The sequence below is a fragment of the Mycobacterium sp. 663a-19 genome (assembly GCF_035616495.1).
Classification (GTDB): Bacteria; Actinomycetota; Actinomycetes; order Mycobacteriales; family Mycobacteriaceae; genus Mycobacterium.
On record NZ_JAPJAV010000015.1, the window covers coordinates 1 to 16,042 of the forward strand.

A 16,042-nucleotide genomic window follows, 5' to 3' on the forward strand; every position below is an offset into this window, starting at 1 on the left:
CCCGAGAAAACGGATAACCACTCGGCATGGCAACTCCTCAAAACAACGGATGTTGCACTGACCGTATGAATCCGCCCGGCGTGTTATGTGCGTGATTTAAGTGTCGCGGTCGATGGGCGGCACCGGCCGGCCCCTCGCGCACTGCCACTAGGCTGGCGGAGTGTTTGAATCGCTGTCCGACCGTTTGACCGGTGCCCTCGCCGGGCTGCGCGGCAAGGGCCGACTGACCGACGCCGACATCGAGGCCACAACCCGCGAAATCCGGCTCGCCCTGCTGGAAGCGGACGTGTCGCTGCCGGTGGTGCGGGCGTTCGTCGGCCGGATCAAGGACCGCGCCCGGGGCGCCGAGGTGTCCGGCGCGCTCAACCCGGCGCAGCAGGTCGTCAAGATCGTCAACGAAGAACTCATCGGCATCCTCGGCGGCGAGACCCGCCAGCTGGCGTTCGCGAAGACGCCGCCGACCGTGGTGATGCTCGCCGGCCTGCAGGGCTCCGGTAAGACGTCGCTGGCCGGCAAGTTGGCCACCTGGCTGCGCGGCCAGGGGCACACCCCGCTGCTGGTGGCGTGCGACCTGCAGCGCCCCGCCGCGGTGAACCAGCTGCAGGTGGTCGGCGAGCGGGCCGGCGTCCCGGTGTTCGCACCGCATCCGGGCGCCTCTGCCGAGTCCGGGCCCGGCGACCCCGTCGCCGTAGCCTCACAGGGGCTGGTCGAGGCCCGGGCCAAGCACTTCGACGTCGTCATCGTCGACACCGCCGGCCGGCTGGGCATCGACGACGAGCTGATGGCCCAGGCCGCGGCCATCCGGGACGCCATCGACCCCGACGAGGTGCTGTTCGTCCTGGACGCGATGATCGGCCAGGACGCCGTCACCACCGCCGAGGCGTTCCGCGAGGGCGTCGGCTTCACCGGCGTGGTGCTGACCAAGCTCGACGGCGACGCCCGCGGTGGCGCCGCGCTGTCGGTCCGCGAAGTGACCGGTGTCCCAATCCTTTTCGCCTCCACCGGCGAGAAGCTCGAGGACTTCGACGTCTTCCACCCCGACCGCATGGCCAGCCGCATCCTGGGCATGGGCGATGTGCTGAGCCTCATCGAGCAGGCCGAGCAGGTCTTCGACGCCGAACAGGCCGAGGCCGCCGCCGTCAAGATCGGCGCCGGGGAGCTGACCCTCGAGGATTTCCTGGAACAGATGCTCGCCATTCGCAAGATGGGCCCGATCGGCAACCTGCTGGGCATGCTGCCCGGCGCCGGCCAGATGAAGGAGGCGCTGGCCGAGGTCGACGACAAGCAGCTCGACCGGTTGCAGGCCATCATCCGCGGGATGACGCCGGAGGAGCGCGCCGACCCCAAGATCATCAACGCGTCGCGGCGGCTGCGCATCGCCAACGGCTCGGGCGTGACGGTGTCCGAGGTCAATCAGCTGGTCGACCGCTTCTTCGAGGCCCGAAAGATGATGTCCTCGATGCTCGGCGGCATGGGCATCCCCGGCATCGGCCGCAAGTCCGCGACGCGAAAGGGCAAGGGCGCCAAAGGCGCAAAAGGAAAAGCGGGCAAGAAGGGCAAGAAGAGGGGCCCGACGCCGCCCAAGGTCCGCAACCCGCTCGGCCCGGGAATGCCTCAAGGGTTCCCCGACCTGTCACAGATGCCGGAGGGCCTCAACGAGCTGCCGCCCGGGCTGGCCGACTTCGACCTGTCCAAGCTGAAGTTCCCGGGCAACCCCGGAAGGGGGTAGCCGCGCGGTGCGCGTGCACGTGCGGGGTCTGGGGCTGCCCGACGAGACCGAGATCGAACTGTGGATCGTCGACGGCCGCATCAGCACCGAACCGGTCGCCGGGGCCGACACCGCCTTCGACGGCGGCTGGGTGCTGCCCGGCCTGGTGGACGCGCACTGTCACGTCGGGCTCGGTCACCACGGCGAGATCCCGATCGAGGAGGCGATCGGCCAGGCCGAGACGGAACGCGACGTCGGCGCGCTGCTGCTGCGTGACTGCGGCGCCCCGACCGACACCCGCAGCCTCGACGGCCACGACGACCTGCCCCGCATCATCCGGGCCGGCAAGCATCTGGCGCGGCCCAAGCGCTATCAGAAGGGCTTCGCGGTCGAGCTCGAGGACGAATCGCAGCTGCCGGCGGTGGTGGCCGAGCAGGCCCGCCGCGGCGACGGCTGGGTCAAGCTGGTCGGCGACTGGATCGACCGCGGTGTCGGTGACCTCGCCCCGCTGTGGTCCGACGACGTGCTGGCGGCCGCGATCGACGCCGCGCACGCCCACGGCGCGCGCGTCACCGCCCATGTCTTCAGCGACGAGGCCATGCCCGGCCTGATCAAGGCCGGGATCGACTGCATCGAACACGGCACCGGCCTGACCGACGACACCATCGCCCTGATGCTCGAGCACCGAACGGTGCTGGTGCCCACCCTGATCAACATCGTCGAGAACTTCCCGGGTATCGCCGACGGCGCCAAGCGCTACCCGGCCTACGCCGCGCACATGCGCCACTTGCACGCCCGCTGCCACGAGCGGGTCGCGGCCGCCCTGGACGCGGGCGTCCCGCTGTATGCCGGCAGCGACGCCGGCAGCATGATCGCGCACGGGCGGATCGCCGACGAGGTGGAGGCCCTCAAGGGGATCGGGATGAGCCCCACCGAGGCGCTGGGCGCGGCGTGCTGGGACGCCCGGCGCTGGCTGGGTCGGCCCGGTCTGGAGGACGGGGCCCCGGCCGACCTGGTGTGCTACGCGGACGACCCGCGGCAGGGTCCCGGTGTGCTGAGCAAGCCCGATCTGGTGATCTTGCGCGGCAACGTGTTTCGGCCGTAGTTAGGATCGGGTATGGCGTTGGCCAGCGGCGCGAACTTCGCCGGTTACCCGGTGGCGCGCAGGCTTGGTTCGGGTGTGACGGGTGAGGTCTATCTCGTCCAGGATCCGCGGGCGGCGCGCTGGCTGGCGCTGAAAGTCCTGTCGCCGGACCTGTCGGCCGACGGCGACTTTCGCCGGCGCTTCCTCGCGGAGACGACCGTCGCCGCCAACCTCTACCACCCGCACATCGTGGAGGTGTACGCCCGCGGCGAGTTCGATGGGCGGCTCTGGGTCGCGATGGACTACGTCGAGGGCAACAGCGCCGCGCGGCTGATGGCCGATCGGTTCCCCGCCGTCGCACCGGCCGGCGAGGTGCTGGCGATCGTCACCGCGGTGGCCGGGGCCCTCGACCACGCCCACGAGCGCGGGATGCTGCACCGCGACGTCAAACCCGGCAACATCCTGCTGACCTCGGGCCCGGGCGAGCAACGAATCCTGCTGGCCGACTTCGGGATAGCCCGCCAACCCGGCACGGTCGGCTACGCCGCGCCCGAGGCGGTGCTGGGCGCCGACGTCGACGGGCGCGCCGACCAGTACGCGCTCGCGGCCACCGCGTTTCACCTGCTGACCGGCGCGCCGCCGGCCGAACACGACGCGGCGCCGAGGCTCAGCGACCAGCGTCCGGAGCTGGCGCGCATGGACGGCGTCTTCGTCAAGGCGCTGTCCCGACGGCCCGGCGACCGGTTCGACAGCTGCCGGCGGTTCGCCGACGCGGCCGCCGAGGCCGCCGGCCTCCCGGTCGGCGAGCGCGGCCCGGGGGCCACGGAGGCCGTGGAGGCCGACCCCGTCGTCGACTATCCGGCCTACGCGTGGATGCCCGACCTCCCGCCCACCCGGTCGGCGCCCCGGCCCGCGCCCGACGCCGCACCGGCGACCTTGCCGGCGAAGCGCAGGCCGCGCAAGGTCCTGGTCGGCGCCGCGGCGGTGGCGCTCGTCGCCGGGCTGCTCGCCCTGGGCTTCGTGATCGGACGCAAGACCGACAACACCGCGCCCGCGGCGAGCCCGCCGTCCAGCGCCTCCGCCCCGGCCGCCGCGCCGCCGGCGCCCAGCACCCCGTCCGGCCCGCCCGCCCCGCTCGACGGCACGTATCGCCTCGAGGTCCAGCGAGCCAGGCAGACCTTCAATTACACGCCCAACCCGCAACCGCCGAACGTCAACACCTGGTGGGCATTTCGCTCGTCGTGCACGCCGTCGTATTGTGCGGCCGCCGCGATACAACTCGACAACAACGAGCACACGCAGCCCAACGCGGCGGGCGTCCGTCCCGTCGTGATGCGGTTCACCGACGGCGAATGGCGGTCCGAGCCGGAGACGGCGCAGTTCCCCTGCGTCGCCAAAGACGGCGCCGCCCACACCCAGACCATGACGCAGGTGCTGACGCTGCGCCCCGGATCCCAGCGTGATCTTGTCGGCGAGATGAACATCACCGTGCAAAGCAACGAGTGCGGCCAGCAATCAGCCGTGGTCCGGGTCCCGACGGTGGCCACCCGGACCGGCGACACGGCGCCGGGCGTCTACGTGCCGGATCCGGCGACGATCGGCGGCGCCCCGAGCGCGAGCGGCCCGCCCACGACCACCGGTGCACCCACCGCCACCGCCGCCCCGACGCCGTCGGCCACCGCGCCGTCCGGACCGGGGAGATGACCCTCCCAAGAAAAGATTGCGAGTGCTTGCTATCTATGTTACGGTCGTCGCAACCCAACGACCTGGAGGCAGACAGTGACCTACGACGTGATCATCCGCGACGGATTGTGGTTCGACGGCACCGGCGGTGCGCCGCAAACCCGCACGCTCGGGATTCGCGACGGTGTGGTGGCCACGGTGTCGGACCGGCCGCTGGACGAGACCGGTTGCCCGCAGGTGATCGACGCGGCCGGCAAGTGGGTCCTGCCGGGCTTCATCGACGTGCACACCCACTACGACGCCGAGGTGCTGCTGGACCCCGGGCTGAAGGAGTCGGTGCGCCACGGTGTCACCACGGTGCTGCTGGGCAACTGCTCGCTGTCCACGGTGTACGCCAACTCCGAGGACGCCGCCGACCTGTTCAGCCGGGTCGAGGCGGTGCCGCGCGAGTACGTCCACGGCGCCCTGGACTCCAACCGGACCTGGTCGACGGCCGCCGAATACATCGAGGCGATCGACGCCCTGCCGCTCGGGCCGAATGTCGGTTCGCTGCTTGGTCATTCGGACCTTCGTACCGCGGTGCTGGGCCTCGACCGCGCCACCGACGCGACCGTCAAGCCCACCGACGCCGAGCTGGAGAAGATGGCGGCGCTGCTGGACGAGGCGCTGGACGCCGGGGTGCTCGGCATGTCCGGCATGGACGCCGCGATCGACAAGCTCGACGGCGAGCGGTTCCGCTCGCGCGCGCTGCCGTCCACCTTCGCGACCTGGCGGGAGCGGCGCAGGCTGATCAAGGTGCTGCGCAAGCGCGGCCGGATGCTGCAGAGCGCGCCCGATGTCGAGAACCCCGTGTCGGGTCTGCTGTTCTTCCTGGCCAGCAGCCGGATGTTCGGGCGCCGCAAGGGAGTTCGGATGAGCATGCTGGTGTCGGCCGACGCCAAGTCGATGCCGCTCGCCGTGTACGTCTTCGGGCCCGTGACCCGGCTGCTGAACAAGCTGCTGGGCTCCAGCGTGCGGTTCCAGCACCTGCCGGTGCCGTTCGAGTTGTACTCCGACGGGATCGACCTGCCGGTGTTCGAGGAGTTCGGCGCCGGGACGGCCGCCCTGCACCTGCGAGACCAACTGCAGCGCAACGAGTTACTGGCCGACGAGGCCTACCGGCGGCAGTTCCGCAAGGAGTTCGACCGCATCAAGCTCGGCCCGTCGCTGTGGCACCGCGACTTCCACGACGCGGTCATCGTCGAGTGCCCCGATAAGTCGTTGATCGGCAAGAGCTTTGGCGCCATCGCCGACCAGCGCGGGCTGCACCCGCTGGACGCGTTCCTGGATGTGCTCGTCGAGAACGGCGAACGCAACGTGCGGTGGACGACCATCGTGGCCAACCACCGGCCCAAGCTGCTCAACGCGCTCGCGGCCGAGTCGAGTGTGCACATGGGCTTCTCGGACGCCGGTGCACACCTGCGCAACATGGCCTTCTACAACTTCGGCCTGCGGATGCTCAAGCGCACGCGGGACGCGCACCGGGCCGGCGCGCCGTTCCTGTCCACCGAGCGGGCGGTGCACCGGCTGACCGGCGAGCTGGCGGAGTGGTTCGGCCTCGACGCCGGCACCCTGCGTGAGGGAGACCGCGCGGACTTCGTGGTGATCGACCCGGCCGGCCTGAACGACGCGGTCGACGGCTATTACGAGGAGGAGGTTCCCTTCTACGGCGGCCTGCGGCGCATGGTCAACCGCAACGACGAGGCCGTGGTGGCGACCGGTGTCAACGGCGCCGTCGTGTTCGAGAGGGGCCGGTTCCGCGACGGCTACGGGACCACCGCCAAGTCCGGCCGTTACCTGCGGGCCGGCACACAACAGACCGCCGCCGCGAGCGTCTGAAGATGGCCAGGACCCAGCAGCAGCGCCGCGAGGAGACCGTCGGACGGCTCCTCGAGGCGAGCATCGCCAGCATCATCGAGGTCGGATACGCCCGCGCATCGGCCGCCGTGATCACCAAGCGCGCCGGGGTGTCGGTGGGCGCCCTGTTCCGTCACTTCGAGACGATGGGCGACTTCATGGCGGCGACGGCATCGGAGGTGCTGCGTCGCCAGGTGGAGTCGTTCACCAAGCAGGTGGCCGAGATCCCGCCCGACAAGCCGGCTTTGGAAGCGGCGCTGACGATCCTGCGGGACATCACCAGCAGCCCGACCAACGCGGTGCTGTACGAGTTGATGGTCGCCGCCCGCACCGACGAGAAGCTCAACGCCCATCTGCGCGAGGTGCTCGCCCAGTACTCCGCGAAGATCCTCGACGCCGCGCGCACACTGCCCGGCGCGGAGAGCTTCCCGGAGGAGACGTTTCCGGTCCTGGTGGCCTTGTTGACCAACGTGTTCGACGGAGCGGCAATCGTGCGAGGGGTACTGCCGGAACCGGAGATCGAGGAGCGACGGATCGCGTTGCTGAACGCCCTGATAACCGGGATGGTGCCGAATCAGGGTTTGTGACAACCGGTTTCGCGCGCCTACAGCGAGCCGATGCCGGACTCCGGGTTGAGCGCGAAACCCCAGTCGAACAGGCTCGCGGCCTGATCCCAATACGTCGGCCCACCCTCTTTCACCATCCCGTACATCATGGCGATCACCAGCCGGCGGCCGCCGCGGGCGGCGGCGCCGACGAAGGTCTTGCGGGCCGCGTTGGTGAATCCGGTCTTGCCGCCGATGGCGCCGGGGTAGCGCTGCAGCAGTTCGTCCTGGTTGGTGATGGGGTGATCGCCGTTATCGCCGGGGAACATCGCCGACGGCTCGGCGGTGATGTGCGCGAACACCGGATTGGCCATCGCGGCCCGGAAGATGACCGCCAGATCGTGGGCCGTGGAGGCGCCGGAGCCACCGGGCCCGTCCAGCCCGGACGGGGTCGCCGCGTGGGTGTTGGTCGCCCCGAGCGAGGCCGCCTTGGCGTTCATCTTGCCGACCGTGACGTCCGGGCCGCCGAGCAGGTGGGCCAGCGTGTTGGCGGCGTCGTTGCCCGAGACCAGCAGCAGCCCGTCGAGCAGTTGCCGCGCGGTGTAGGTGCGGCCCGGTTTGATGCCGACGCAGTTGCACTCGACCTGGGTGTCCGCGACGTCGGCGACGACGGTGGAGTCCAGGCTCAGCTCGTCCAGGGCCACCAGCGCCAGCAGCACCTTGATGGTGCTCGCGGGCGGGTGGGCCACGTTCTGGTCGCGGCCGGCCAGCACCTGACCGCTGTCCAGGTCGGCCACGATCCAGGTCTGCGCGGGGCCTTCGGGGATCGGCACCGAGCCGGCCGGCTGCATGCTGTCGGCCGAGGCGGTGACCGCGCCGCCGGTGGCGCCGACGGCGCCGACCGTAAGCGCAGCGGCGGCCGCGGCCATGAGTTTCCGCATGGCCGCAAAGTGTAACTTCCGCGCCGCTCACCGGGTAACCGTTGACCGCCGGCGCAACCGTGCACGAAAATGCGTGCATGGCCGGGGTTCGAGCAAAGAACCTGATGAGCCCCGACGAGACACTCGAGTTCCCAGGGATCAAGGTCCAACAGGTCGACGTCGGCGACCTGACCGTGGGGCGGATCGTGACGCAGCCCGGATGGCGGTGGTCGACGCACGTGCGCCCACGCGTCGGCGGGGACTGGTGCGACGCGCGCCACGTGGGGGTCGTGTTGTCGGGCCGGTTCGAGGTCGTGATGCGCGACGGAACGAAGCTGCAGTTCGGGCCGGACGACGTCTTCGAGATCCTGCCCGGTCATGACGGGTACACCCTCGGCGATGAGCCGTGCGTGCAGATCGAATGGTCCGGGTTGCGGGCCTTCGCGGGATTCCGGCTGTTCGGCACACACAACCGGGCGTTGGTCACGCTGCTGTTCACCGACCTCGTCGACTCCACGGCGATGGCGAAACGAGTCGGCGACGTCGCTTGGCGAGAACTGCTCTCCGCACACTACGAGGCGACACGGGCGGCGTTGGAACGCCACCACGGCCACGAGGTCAACACGACCGGAGATGGCCTGCTGGCGACCTTCGATGGCCCGGCCGCCGCCTTGCGCTGCGCGGCGGCGGTAAGCCGGGCCGCCGCGCGGGAAGGCCTGCAGATCCGTGCGAGCGTCCATGTCGGAGAGGTGGAACTGGTGGGGGCCGATGTGCGCGGCGTCGCGGTGCATGAGGCGGCACGGATCCTCGGCGCGGCGGCGGCCAACGAGATCCTGGTGTCAGCGACCACCCGCGCGCTGGCGGGCAACGCGGGATTCGTGTTCTCGCCCCGGGGCACTCACGTGCTCAAGGGCCTGCCGGGCGAATGGGAGCTCTTCGCATGCTTCGAGGAAGACGACGACGGCGGGGCCGGCAGCGGTTAGATAGGGCCGTTGACCCGACTCTCAGCGGGCCTCGAGGGGCGCATTTTGCGACCAGAGGATCTCCTCGAGCAGGTTGCGGCTGCGCCAGCCGTCCGGCGTGCGGACTATGTCGTGGTGGTAGTAGCCGCCGAAGTAGGTCAGCCCGTCCATGCCGGGGAACTGCATCGGGTTGAAGACCGCCGCCCGGACCCGGGCGGTGTCGCCGGTCACCTCAGCCTCGACGTTGGTGATGTAGTGCATGCCGCTCCAGGTGAAGGTGCCGAGCGTGCTGATCAGCCAATCGACAACCTGGTCGCGCTGGCCGGTGATGCCGCCCGAGGCCGCGTAGTCGATGAACGCGTCCTCGGTGAACACGGAGCGGTACAGCTCCCAGTCTCTGGTGTCCAGTGAGCGGGAATACCGTGCCAGCAGTTGCTGGATCTCGACGAAATCGAGGCTTTCGTTAGCGTTCATCGCCGCCGCCTTCGCATGACGCAGATGCCGATTTGATCGGCGTGCAGCTTACCGGCATTGCCGGGCGAATTTCCGCAGGAGCACTCCGTTCTGGCACAATGGGCGGCTGTCTGCCCTGCGGTCACGGCCGCGCGGTGGTCACACACGCGAGGCAAAACCGGATCCGCGCATCCCGCCCGGGTCGCTGAATTGCAGCGTGACACAAAGGAGAAGTCGCTCAACCATGGCTGTGAAGATCAAGCTGACCCGGCTTGGCAAAATCCGCAATCCCCAGTACCGAATCGCCGTCGCCGACGCGCGCACGCGGCGCGACGGCCGCTCCATCGAGATCATCGGCCGGTATCACCCGAAGGAAGACCCGAGCCTGATCGAGATCAACTCCGAGCGCGCCCAGTATTGGCTGTCCGTGGGTGCTCAGCCCACCGAGCCCGTCCGCAAACTGCTGCAGATCACCGGCGACTGGCAGAAGTTCAAGGGCCTGCCGGGCGCCGAGGGCCGGCTGAAGGTCAGGCCCGCCAAGCCCAGCAAGCTCGAGCTGTTCAACGCCGCGTTGGCCGCCGCCGAGGGCGAGCCGACCACCGAGGCCGCGAAGCCGAAGAAGAAGGCCCCGGCCAAGAAGGCCGCCAAGGCTGCCGAGGCTGCCGAGCCCACCGAGCCCGCCGCCGAGGCTGCCGAGCCCGTCGCCGAAGCCGAGCCCGCCGCCGCCGATCCCGCTGCCGAGGCGCCGGCCGAGGGTGGCGAGCAGCCCGAATCGACCACCGAAAGCTGACCGGCCCGTGAGCACCGTCGTCGTTGACGCCGTCGAGCATCTGGTCCGCGGGATCGTCGACAACCCCGACGATGTCCGGGTGGACATGGTGACCAGTCGGCGTGGCCGAACCGTCGAAGTGCACGTCCATCCCGACGACCTGGGCAAGGTGATCGGACGCGGGGGACGCACCGCGACCGCGCTGCGCACGCTGGTCGCCGGCATCGGTGGCCGCGGCATCCGCGTCGACGTGGTGGACACCGACCAGTAGGGCGGCGCCGCTCATGGAGCTGCTCGTCGGGCGCGTCGTCAAAGCGCACGGCATCGGCGGCGAGGTGGTCGTGGAGATCCACACCGATGATCCCGCTGCGCGCTTCGCGCCGGGTACCACGTTGCGCGCCAAGGCATCCCGGGGCGACGGGGGAGAGCGCGACTATGTCGTGGCCGCCGCCCGCGAGCACGGCGGTCGGCTGCTGGTGCGGTTGACCGGGGTGGACGACCGCGAGGCCGCCGACGCGTTGCGCGGCAGCCTGTTCGTGGTGGATTCCGACGACCTGCCGCCGATCGACGAGCCGGACACCTACTACGACCATCAGCTGGAGGGCCTGCGCGTGCGGACGACGGGAGGACAAGACGTCGGCGTCGTCGCCGAGGTGCTGCACACCGCGGCGGGTGAGTTGCTGGCGGTGCGGCGGGGCGACGGCGCCGAAACGGCCGAAGCGTTGGTGCCGTTCGTCGGCGCGATCGTGACGTCGGTGTCGCTGGACGAGCGCACCGTCGAGATCGATCCGCCCGAGGGCCTGCTGGACCTGGGCTAGCGGGCATCGACATGAGAATCGACGTCGTCACGATCTTCCCGGCCTATCTTGACCCGCTGCGACAATCGTTGCCGGGCAAGGCGATCGAGTCGGGCCTGGTCGACCTGCGCGTGCACGATCTGCGGCGGTGGACCCATGACGTGCACCGCTCGGTCGACGACACGCCATACGGCGGTGGGCCGGGCATGGTGATGAAGGCGCCGGTGTGGGGCGAAGCGCTCGACGAGATCTGTTCCGCCGAAACGCTGTTGGTCGTTCCCACCCCCGCGGGCGCGCTGTTCAAGCAGGCCACCGCCCAGCGTTGGAGCGCCGAGGCGCACCTGGTGTTCGCCTGCGGCCGTTACGAGGGCATCGACCAGCGCGTGATCGATGACGCCGCCCGGCGGATGCGGGTCGAAGAGGTCTCGATCGGCGACTACGTGTTGCCGGGCGGGGAGTCGGCGGCCATCGTGATGATCGAAGCGGTGCTGCGGCTGCTGGCCGGCGTCCTGGGCAATCCCGCGTCGCACCGCGATGATTCGCACTCGCCCGAGCTGGACCGGCTGCTGGAGGGGCCGAGCTATACCCGGCCGCCGAGCTGGCGCGGCCTCGACGTTCCCGAGGTTCTGCTGTCCGGCGACCATGCGCGAATCGCCGCCTGGCGCCGGGAGGTTTCGCAGCGGCGCACGCGGGAACGCCGGCCCGACCTGTCGGGCGACTAATCGGTGGGGGCGGTGCCGATCCGTCCGTTGGGGAATATCGTCTTGACCGCGCGCGTGATCGTGTCGCGCGCGGTGGCGTCGTCGGAGGACTGCAGCGACTGGACCACCATGACGTAGCGGCGGTCCGCCCCGATCAATCCGGTCGACAGATGCACCCAGGCGCTGCCGATGCAGCACATCCAGCCCTGCTTGACCGCGACCGTCTCGGCGTACAGGCCCTCGGGGATGCCGAATCGCTGTGGGTAGCCGTCGATTCCGGTCGGGGTGGCCTGCGCCAGGTCGTTGACGATGATCTTGGCGCGCTCCGCCGGCAGCCCACCCGACCCGTCGAGCAGGACGTCGTAGTAGTGCACCAGGTCGGTCACCGAACTCATGGTGTTCCACCAGCGCCCGTCGCTGGGCGGCGTGGTGGACGACAGGCCGTAGCGGCCCGCGACCTGGGTGATGATGGCGTCCCCGCCGCCCTGGTCCCAGAACTTCTCGGCGGCGCCGTCGTCGGACGACTGCAACATCGCGTCCAACGCCTGGTGGTCGTCGGGGGACAGCACGGTCTTGCCCTGCGACTCGGCCAGCAGCAGGTCGTCGGCGATGAACAGCTTGGCCACCGACGCGGTGCCGACGATCTGGGTGTTGCCGCTGGAGACCAGCTGGTGGGTCTTGCGGTCGAGGACCGCCACCGACAGCATGGCCCCGCCGGCGGCGGCCTCATCGGTGGCCCGCTGGACTCGTGCCTGCAGTCCGTCGAACCCGGAGCGGGGCAACGCCTGCGGTGGCAGCGTGGCGCCGTCCAGCATGAGCCCGACGGGCCGCGGCGGCTGTGCCGGACGGTCGGCCGCGGCGCGCACCGGCCTGGTGGACACCTTCGCGGGGGACCTCGCCGCGACGACCGCCTCGTCGCACCCGGCCATCACCAGCGTCACCGCCGCCATGGCGGCGAGCACAGTGAGCGGCCGTGCGCGCATTGTCTCCTCCGGACGTCTGGAAACGTGCGTGTGGCGGGCGGTTTTGACCCGAGTCATGTGTACCATTCACCGGCGTTTTCGGCGCGCCATGAACTGCGGGTTTACCTGTGATTTTCAATGCACGCGGGCCGTCTGGCACAATTGACCAGTTGTCTCGCCGCTGTCAGCGGACCGGGCCGCTTCCCGCCCGCTGCGAGATACGCCCCGGAAGCCCGAAAAACCATCGGCCTGGTGGCCCGTTCACACCCGCGTGTGGGCGGCTGCCGCGGCCGCGACCTCGAGGAAGAGTCTTCTCACGATGAACAGGCTGGACTTCGTCGACCAGGCGTCGTTGCGCGACGACCTCCCGGCCTTCGGTCCGGGCGACACCATCAACGTGCACGTCAAGGTGGTCGAGGGTGCCAAGGAGCGCATCCAGGTGTTCAAGGGCGTGGTGATCCGCCGGCAGGGCGCGGGCATCCGCGAGACGTTCACGGTGCGCAAGGAGAGCTACGGCGTCGGCGTCGAACGAACCTTCCCGGTGCATTCGCCGAACATCGATCACATCGAGGTGGTGACCCGTGGCGATGTCCGCCGCGCCAAGCTGTACTACCTGCGTGAACTCCGCGGCAAGAAGGCCAAGATCAAGGAAAAGCGCTGACCGGACGCGGCCGGCCGGGCCGCGAACCGCGCTGGCTACGCTGATCTCGTGACCGATACCACGGACTCGCCCGAACCCCAGTCCGACGCTGGTCAGTCAGAGCCGAAGGTTTCCACCCGCGACGCGGACACGGCCCCCGACGCGCCCCCGGAGCCCACCGAGCCGGAGCCCAAAGAGCCGGAGGCCAGCGAGCCGGAGGGCAAGAAGAAGTCCGCGCTGCGCGAACTGGCCATCCTGGCGGTGATCGCGGTGGGGGTCTACTACGTGATGCTGACGTTCGTTGCGCGTCCCTACCTGATCCCGTCGGAATCCATGGAACCGACGCTGCACGGGTGCACGGGCTGTGTGGGCGACCGCATCATGGTGGACAAGCTCAGCTACCGCTTCGGCGCGCCGCACCCCGGCGACGTCATCGTCTTCAAGGGACCGCCGTCGTGGAACGTCGGATACAGGTCGATCCGTTCTCCCAACCCCGCGCTGCGCCTGGCGCAGAACGCGCTGTCGTTCGTCGGTTTCGTGCCTCCCGACGAGAACGACCTGGTCAAACGCGTCATCGCGGTCGGCGGGCAGACGGTGCAGTGCCGGGCCGACACCGGGCTGACTGTCAACGGCAAGCCGCTCAAGGAGCCGTACCTGGATCCGGCGACCATGATGGCCGACCCGTCGGTGTACCCGTGTCTGGGCAGCGAGTTCGGGCCGGTGACCGTCCCGCAGGGCAGGCTGTGGGTGATGGGGGACAACCGCACGCACTCGGCGGACTCGCGCGCCCACTGCACCAGCGTCCCGGGCGAGGCGCTCAAGGGTGTGCTGTGCACCGGAGACCCGACATCGGGCACGGTGCCGGTAGCCAATGTCATCGGCAAGGCCAGGTTCATCGTCTGGCCGCCGTCACGATGGGGTGGTGTGGGTTCGGTGAACCCACAGCAGAATCAATAGCCATGGCCACCACGTGGCCGCCGCGGACGGTGATCCGCAAGTCCGGAGGTCTGCGCACCCTGGAGTCGGCGCTGTACCGCAGCGGCCTGGGGCCGGTGGCCGGGGTCGACGAGGTCGGCCGCGGCGCCTGCGCGGGTCCGCTGGTGGTCGCGGCCTGCGTGCTGGGGCCCGGGCGGCTGGAAAGCCTTGCGGCCCTTGATGATTCGAAGAAGCTCACGGAGAAGGTCCGGGAGCGGCTGTATCCGTTGATCCGCCGCTACGCCCTGGCCTACCACGTGGTGTTCATCCCGCCGGCCGAGGTCGACCGGCGCGGCGTGCACGTGGCCAACATCGAAGGCATGCGCCGCGCCGTGGCCGGCCTGTCGGTGCGGCCCGGCTACGTGCTCAGCGACGGCTTCCGGGTGCCCGGCCTGCCGATGCCGTCGCTGCCGGTGGTCGGCGGGGACGCGGCGGCCGCCTGCATCGCGGCGGCCAGCGTGCTGGCGAAGGTCAGCCGGGACCGGCTGATGGTCGCCATGGACGCCGACCACCCCGGCTACGGCTTCGCCGACCACAAGGGGTATTGCACGCCCGCGCACGGTCGGGAGCTGGCCCGGCTCGGCCCGTGCCCCGAGCACCGCTATTCGTTCATCAATGTCCGGCGGGTGGCCAGCGGGTGGAACACGCGGGTGGTGGCCGAATTCAGACCGGCCCCTCCGGCCGAGCGGGGCGAATACCGGTGAGGAAAGATGGCATCAGGGTTGTTACCCGCGCACCTTGGCAGGGAGAAGGACGTCTCAGCAGATGAGTGCAGAAGATCTCGAAAAGTACGAAACCGAGATGGAGCTCTCGCTCTACCGCGAATACAAGGACATCGTCGGCCAGTTCAGCTACGTCGTGGAAACGGAACGGCGCTTCTACCTGGCCAACAGCGTGGAGATGATGCCCCGCAACGCCGAAGGTGAGGTCTACTTCGAGCTGCGGCTGTCCGACGCGTGGGTATGGGACATGTACCGGCCGGCCCGGTTCGTCAAGCAGGTGCGGGTGGTCACCTTCAAGGACGTCAACATCGAAGAGGTGGAGAAGCCCGAGCTGCGGCTGCCCGAATAGGCCCCCGACCCAGAGCTATGTGCCCGGCGGAGGCGGAGTCTCGCCGTTGGACGGCAGCCGCCCGCGCCTCTCGATGACCTCCCGCGCCACGTCGGCCAGCTTGATGTTCAGGTCCTGGGAGTGTCGCCGCAGCAGGTCGAACGCCTCTTCTTCGGTCATGCCGTGCAGCAGCATCAGCATGCCCACCGCCTTGCCGATTTCACGGTTGCTGAGCAGCCCCTTTCGCAGGCTGGCGGCGTCCTCGCCCTTGGCGACGGCGTTGATGGCCACGCTGGCGAACGAGGCCAGGACCGCTGCCCGCCCGGCGGCCTCGGCGTCGAACGCGTTGGGCCTGTTACTGAACAGGTTGAGCGCGGCCCCCTTGCGCTTGTTGACCAGCAGCCGGAAGCCCATCGCGCCGCGCACCGGCGTCTCCGCGACGAGCAGCGACGCGAACTTGGGCCACAGCGACGGCGTGGTGAGGTCGGGGTCGATCTGCGGGGTTTCCTCCTCGATCGCGTCGATGCACGGGCCGTCACCCGCGCGCCGTTCCAGCTCGTCGATCTTCTGTGCGAGCCGGTCGCTGGCGCCCACGGTGAGGTAGCGATCGTTCTCGCGCACCAGCAGGCTGGCGTGATCGCAGCCCTTGACGATCATGGTCGCGGCGATGCAGATGGCCGCGTACATCTCGTCGGCATCCGAGCCCTGGTAAATGATCTCGGCGAGGGCCGCGAAGACGGTCGAGGGGTCGGCCGTCTCCCCGCCGGGTGGCGCCGCGTCCGCGCCGGCCTTCGATTCGTCTGCCACTTGTGCCTCGTTTTCCGCACGCGAGTTCGATGCCCTTGACGAGCATACTTACCTCCGCCGTGCACGGGTCTGAATCGGCCCTCACGGGTG

Annotated in this window: 16 protein-coding genes and 2 pseudogenes; 14 read left to right on the forward strand and 4 right to left on the reverse strand. The window is 69.7% G+C overall.

The genetic code is table 11. The annotated features are described in order from the left end of the window. Positions 1-160: 160 nt before the first annotated feature. From ffh to OQ968_RS22085, 5 genes and pseudogenes are all read left to right on the forward strand, one after another. Positions 161-1,729 carry a signal recognition particle protein gene (gene ffh / locus OQ968_RS22065; protein ID WP_324681473.1) on the forward strand — a complete coding sequence of 523 codons (1,569 nt, stop codon included), beginning with the start codon at positions 161-163 and terminating at the stop codon, positions 1,727-1,729. Positions 1,730-1,736: 7 nt separating this feature from the next. Then, the gene (locus OQ968_RS22070) at positions 1,737-2,813 is read left to right on the forward strand and encodes an amidohydrolase family protein (protein ID WP_324681475.1); all 1,077 of its coding nucleotides are present in this window, start codon (positions 1,737-1,739) and stop codon (positions 2,811-2,813) included. Positions 2,814-2,825: 12 nt separating this feature from the next. Continuing rightward, entirely contained in the window at positions 2,826-4,496 is a 1,671-nt protein-coding gene (locus OQ968_RS22075; RefSeq protein ID WP_324681477.1) for a serine/threonine-protein kinase, read from the forward strand. Between the two features lie 35 nt (positions 4,497-4,531). Beyond that, a pseudogene (locus OQ968_RS22080) lies at positions 4,532-6,353 on the forward strand (N-acyl-D-amino-acid deacylase family protein). Positions 6,354-6,355: 2 nt separating this feature from the next. Further along, positions 6,356-6,958, forward strand: a complete 603-nt coding sequence (locus OQ968_RS22085) for a TetR/AcrR family transcriptional regulator (protein ID WP_324681478.1) — start codon at positions 6,356-6,358, stop codon at positions 6,956-6,958. A gap of 17 nt (positions 6,959-6,975) precedes the next feature. Here OQ968_RS22085 and OQ968_RS22090 read toward each other — a convergent pair whose 3' ends face one another. Continuing rightward, the gene (locus OQ968_RS22090; RefSeq protein WP_324681480.1) at positions 6,976-7,857 is read right to left on the reverse strand and encodes a D-alanyl-D-alanine carboxypeptidase family protein; all 882 of its coding nucleotides are present in this window, start codon (positions 7,855-7,857) and stop codon (positions 6,976-6,978) included. Between the two features lie 77 nt (positions 7,858-7,934). Between OQ968_RS22090 and OQ968_RS22095 the strand changes: the two genes are divergently transcribed. Then, complete coding sequence (locus OQ968_RS22095) at positions 7,935-8,819, forward strand: adenylate/guanylate cyclase domain-containing protein (RefSeq protein WP_324681482.1); 885 nt, start codon at positions 7,935-7,937, stop codon at positions 8,817-8,819. A gap of 21 nt (positions 8,820-8,840) precedes the next feature. Here the strand turns inward: OQ968_RS22095 and OQ968_RS22100 are convergent, their stop codons facing one another. Beyond that, a complete protein-coding gene (locus OQ968_RS22100; RefSeq protein WP_324681483.1) occupies positions 8,841-9,272 on the reverse strand; it encodes a nuclear transport factor 2 family protein in 432 nt (143 codons plus the stop codon). A gap of 223 nt (positions 9,273-9,495) precedes the next feature. On the opposite strand from OQ968_RS22100, the gene rpsP reads away from it, so the two are divergent. From rpsP to trmD, 4 genes are read left to right on the forward strand one after another with little or no spacing between them, the layout of a single operon-like run. After that, positions 9,496-10,041 (forward strand): 30S ribosomal protein S16, encoded by a 546-nt coding sequence (gene rpsP, locus OQ968_RS22105; RefSeq protein WP_324681484.1) that lies wholly within the window; start codon positions 9,496-9,498, stop codon positions 10,039-10,041. A 7-nt stretch (positions 10,042-10,048) separates the two neighbouring features. Next, positions 10,049-10,291: an RNA-binding protein gene (locus OQ968_RS22110; RefSeq protein ID WP_003878715.1), complete on the forward strand. Its 243-nt coding sequence runs from the start codon at positions 10,049-10,051 to the stop codon at positions 10,289-10,291. A gap of 13 nt (positions 10,292-10,304) precedes the next feature. Continuing rightward, on the forward strand, positions 10,305-10,838 hold the full coding sequence (gene rimM, locus OQ968_RS22115; RefSeq protein ID WP_324681487.1) for a ribosome maturation factor RimM: 534 nt from the start codon (positions 10,305-10,307) through the stop codon (positions 10,836-10,838). Between the two features lie 11 nt (positions 10,839-10,849). Continuing rightward, positions 10,850-11,539, forward strand: a complete 690-nt coding sequence (gene trmD, locus OQ968_RS22120) for a tRNA (guanosine(37)-N1)-methyltransferase TrmD (protein WP_324681489.1) — start codon at positions 10,850-10,852, stop codon at positions 11,537-11,539. Here trmD and OQ968_RS22125 read toward each other — a convergent pair. Further along, positions 11,536-12,501: a hypothetical protein gene (locus OQ968_RS22125; RefSeq protein WP_324681490.1), complete on the reverse strand. Its 966-nt coding sequence runs from the start codon at positions 12,499-12,501 to the stop codon at positions 11,536-11,538. The genes trmD and OQ968_RS22125 overlap by 4 nt on opposite strands. 298 nt (positions 12,502-12,799) lie before the next feature. On the opposite strand from OQ968_RS22125, the gene rplS reads away from it, so the two are divergent. The 4 genes and pseudogenes from rplS to OQ968_RS22145 all read left to right on the forward strand — a co-directional run bounded on the left by rplS (position 12,800) and on the right by OQ968_RS22145 (position 15,166). Next, positions 12,800-13,141, forward strand: a complete 342-nt coding sequence (gene rplS / locus OQ968_RS22130) for a 50S ribosomal protein L19 (protein ID WP_324681492.1) — start codon at positions 12,800-12,802, stop codon at positions 13,139-13,141. Between the two features lie 48 nt (positions 13,142-13,189). Beyond that, positions 13,190-14,077, forward strand: coding sequence for a signal peptidase I (gene lepB / locus OQ968_RS22135; protein WP_324681493.1), 888 nt, complete (start codon positions 13,190-13,192; stop codon positions 14,075-14,077). Positions 14,078-14,079: 2 nt separating this feature from the next. Continuing rightward, positions 14,080-14,857 (forward strand): annotated as a pseudogene (locus OQ968_RS22140) (ribonuclease HII); the annotation flags it as partial. A gap of 3 nt (positions 14,858-14,860) precedes the next feature. Next, complete coding sequence (locus OQ968_RS22145; protein WP_324681614.1) at positions 14,861-15,166, forward strand: DUF2469 domain-containing protein; 306 nt, start codon at positions 14,861-14,863, stop codon at positions 15,164-15,166. Positions 15,167-15,181: 15 nt separating this feature from the next. Here OQ968_RS22145 and OQ968_RS22150 read toward each other — a convergent pair whose 3' ends face one another. After that, a complete protein-coding gene (locus OQ968_RS22150; RefSeq protein WP_324681494.1) occupies positions 15,182-15,952 on the reverse strand; it encodes a GAF and ANTAR domain-containing protein in 771 nt (256 codons plus the stop codon). Positions 15,953-16,042: the final 90 nt, after the last annotated feature.

Coding starts and splice junctions, on each gene's coding strand:
- OQ968_RS22075 (WP_324681477.1), top strand. CDS start 2,826: ATGGCGTTGGCCAGCGGCGCGAACTTCGCCGGTTACCCGGTGGCGCGC.
- OQ968_RS22085 (WP_324681478.1), top strand. CDS start 6,356: ATGGCCAGGACCCAGCAGCAGCGCCGCGAGGAGACCGTCGGACGGCTC.
- OQ968_RS22090 (WP_324681480.1), bottom strand. CDS start 7,857: ATGCGGAAACTCATGGCCGCGGCCGCCGCTGCGCTTACGGTCGGCGCC.
- OQ968_RS22095 (WP_324681482.1), top strand. CDS start 7,935: ATGGCCGGGGTTCGAGCAAAGAACCTGATGAGCCCCGACGAGACACTC.
- OQ968_RS22100 (WP_324681483.1), bottom strand. CDS start 9,272: ATGAACGCTAACGAAAGCCTCGATTTCGTCGAGATCCAGCAACTGCTG.
- rpsP (WP_324681484.1), top strand. CDS start 9,496: ATGGCTGTGAAGATCAAGCTGACCCGGCTTGGCAAAATCCGCAATCCC.
- rimM (WP_324681487.1), top strand. CDS start 10,305: ATGGAGCTGCTCGTCGGGCGCGTCGTCAAAGCGCACGGCATCGGCGGC.
- trmD (WP_324681489.1), top strand. CDS start 10,850: ATGAGAATCGACGTCGTCACGATCTTCCCGGCCTATCTTGACCCGCTG.
- OQ968_RS22125 (WP_324681490.1), bottom strand. CDS start 12,501: ATGCGCGCACGGCCGCTCACTGTGCTCGCCGCCATGGCGGCGGTGACG.
- rplS (WP_324681492.1), top strand. CDS start 12,800: ATGAACAGGCTGGACTTCGTCGACCAGGCGTCGTTGCGCGACGACCTC.
- OQ968_RS22145 (WP_324681614.1), top strand. CDS start 14,861: ATGAGTGCAGAAGATCTCGAAAAGTACGAAACCGAGATGGAGCTCTCG.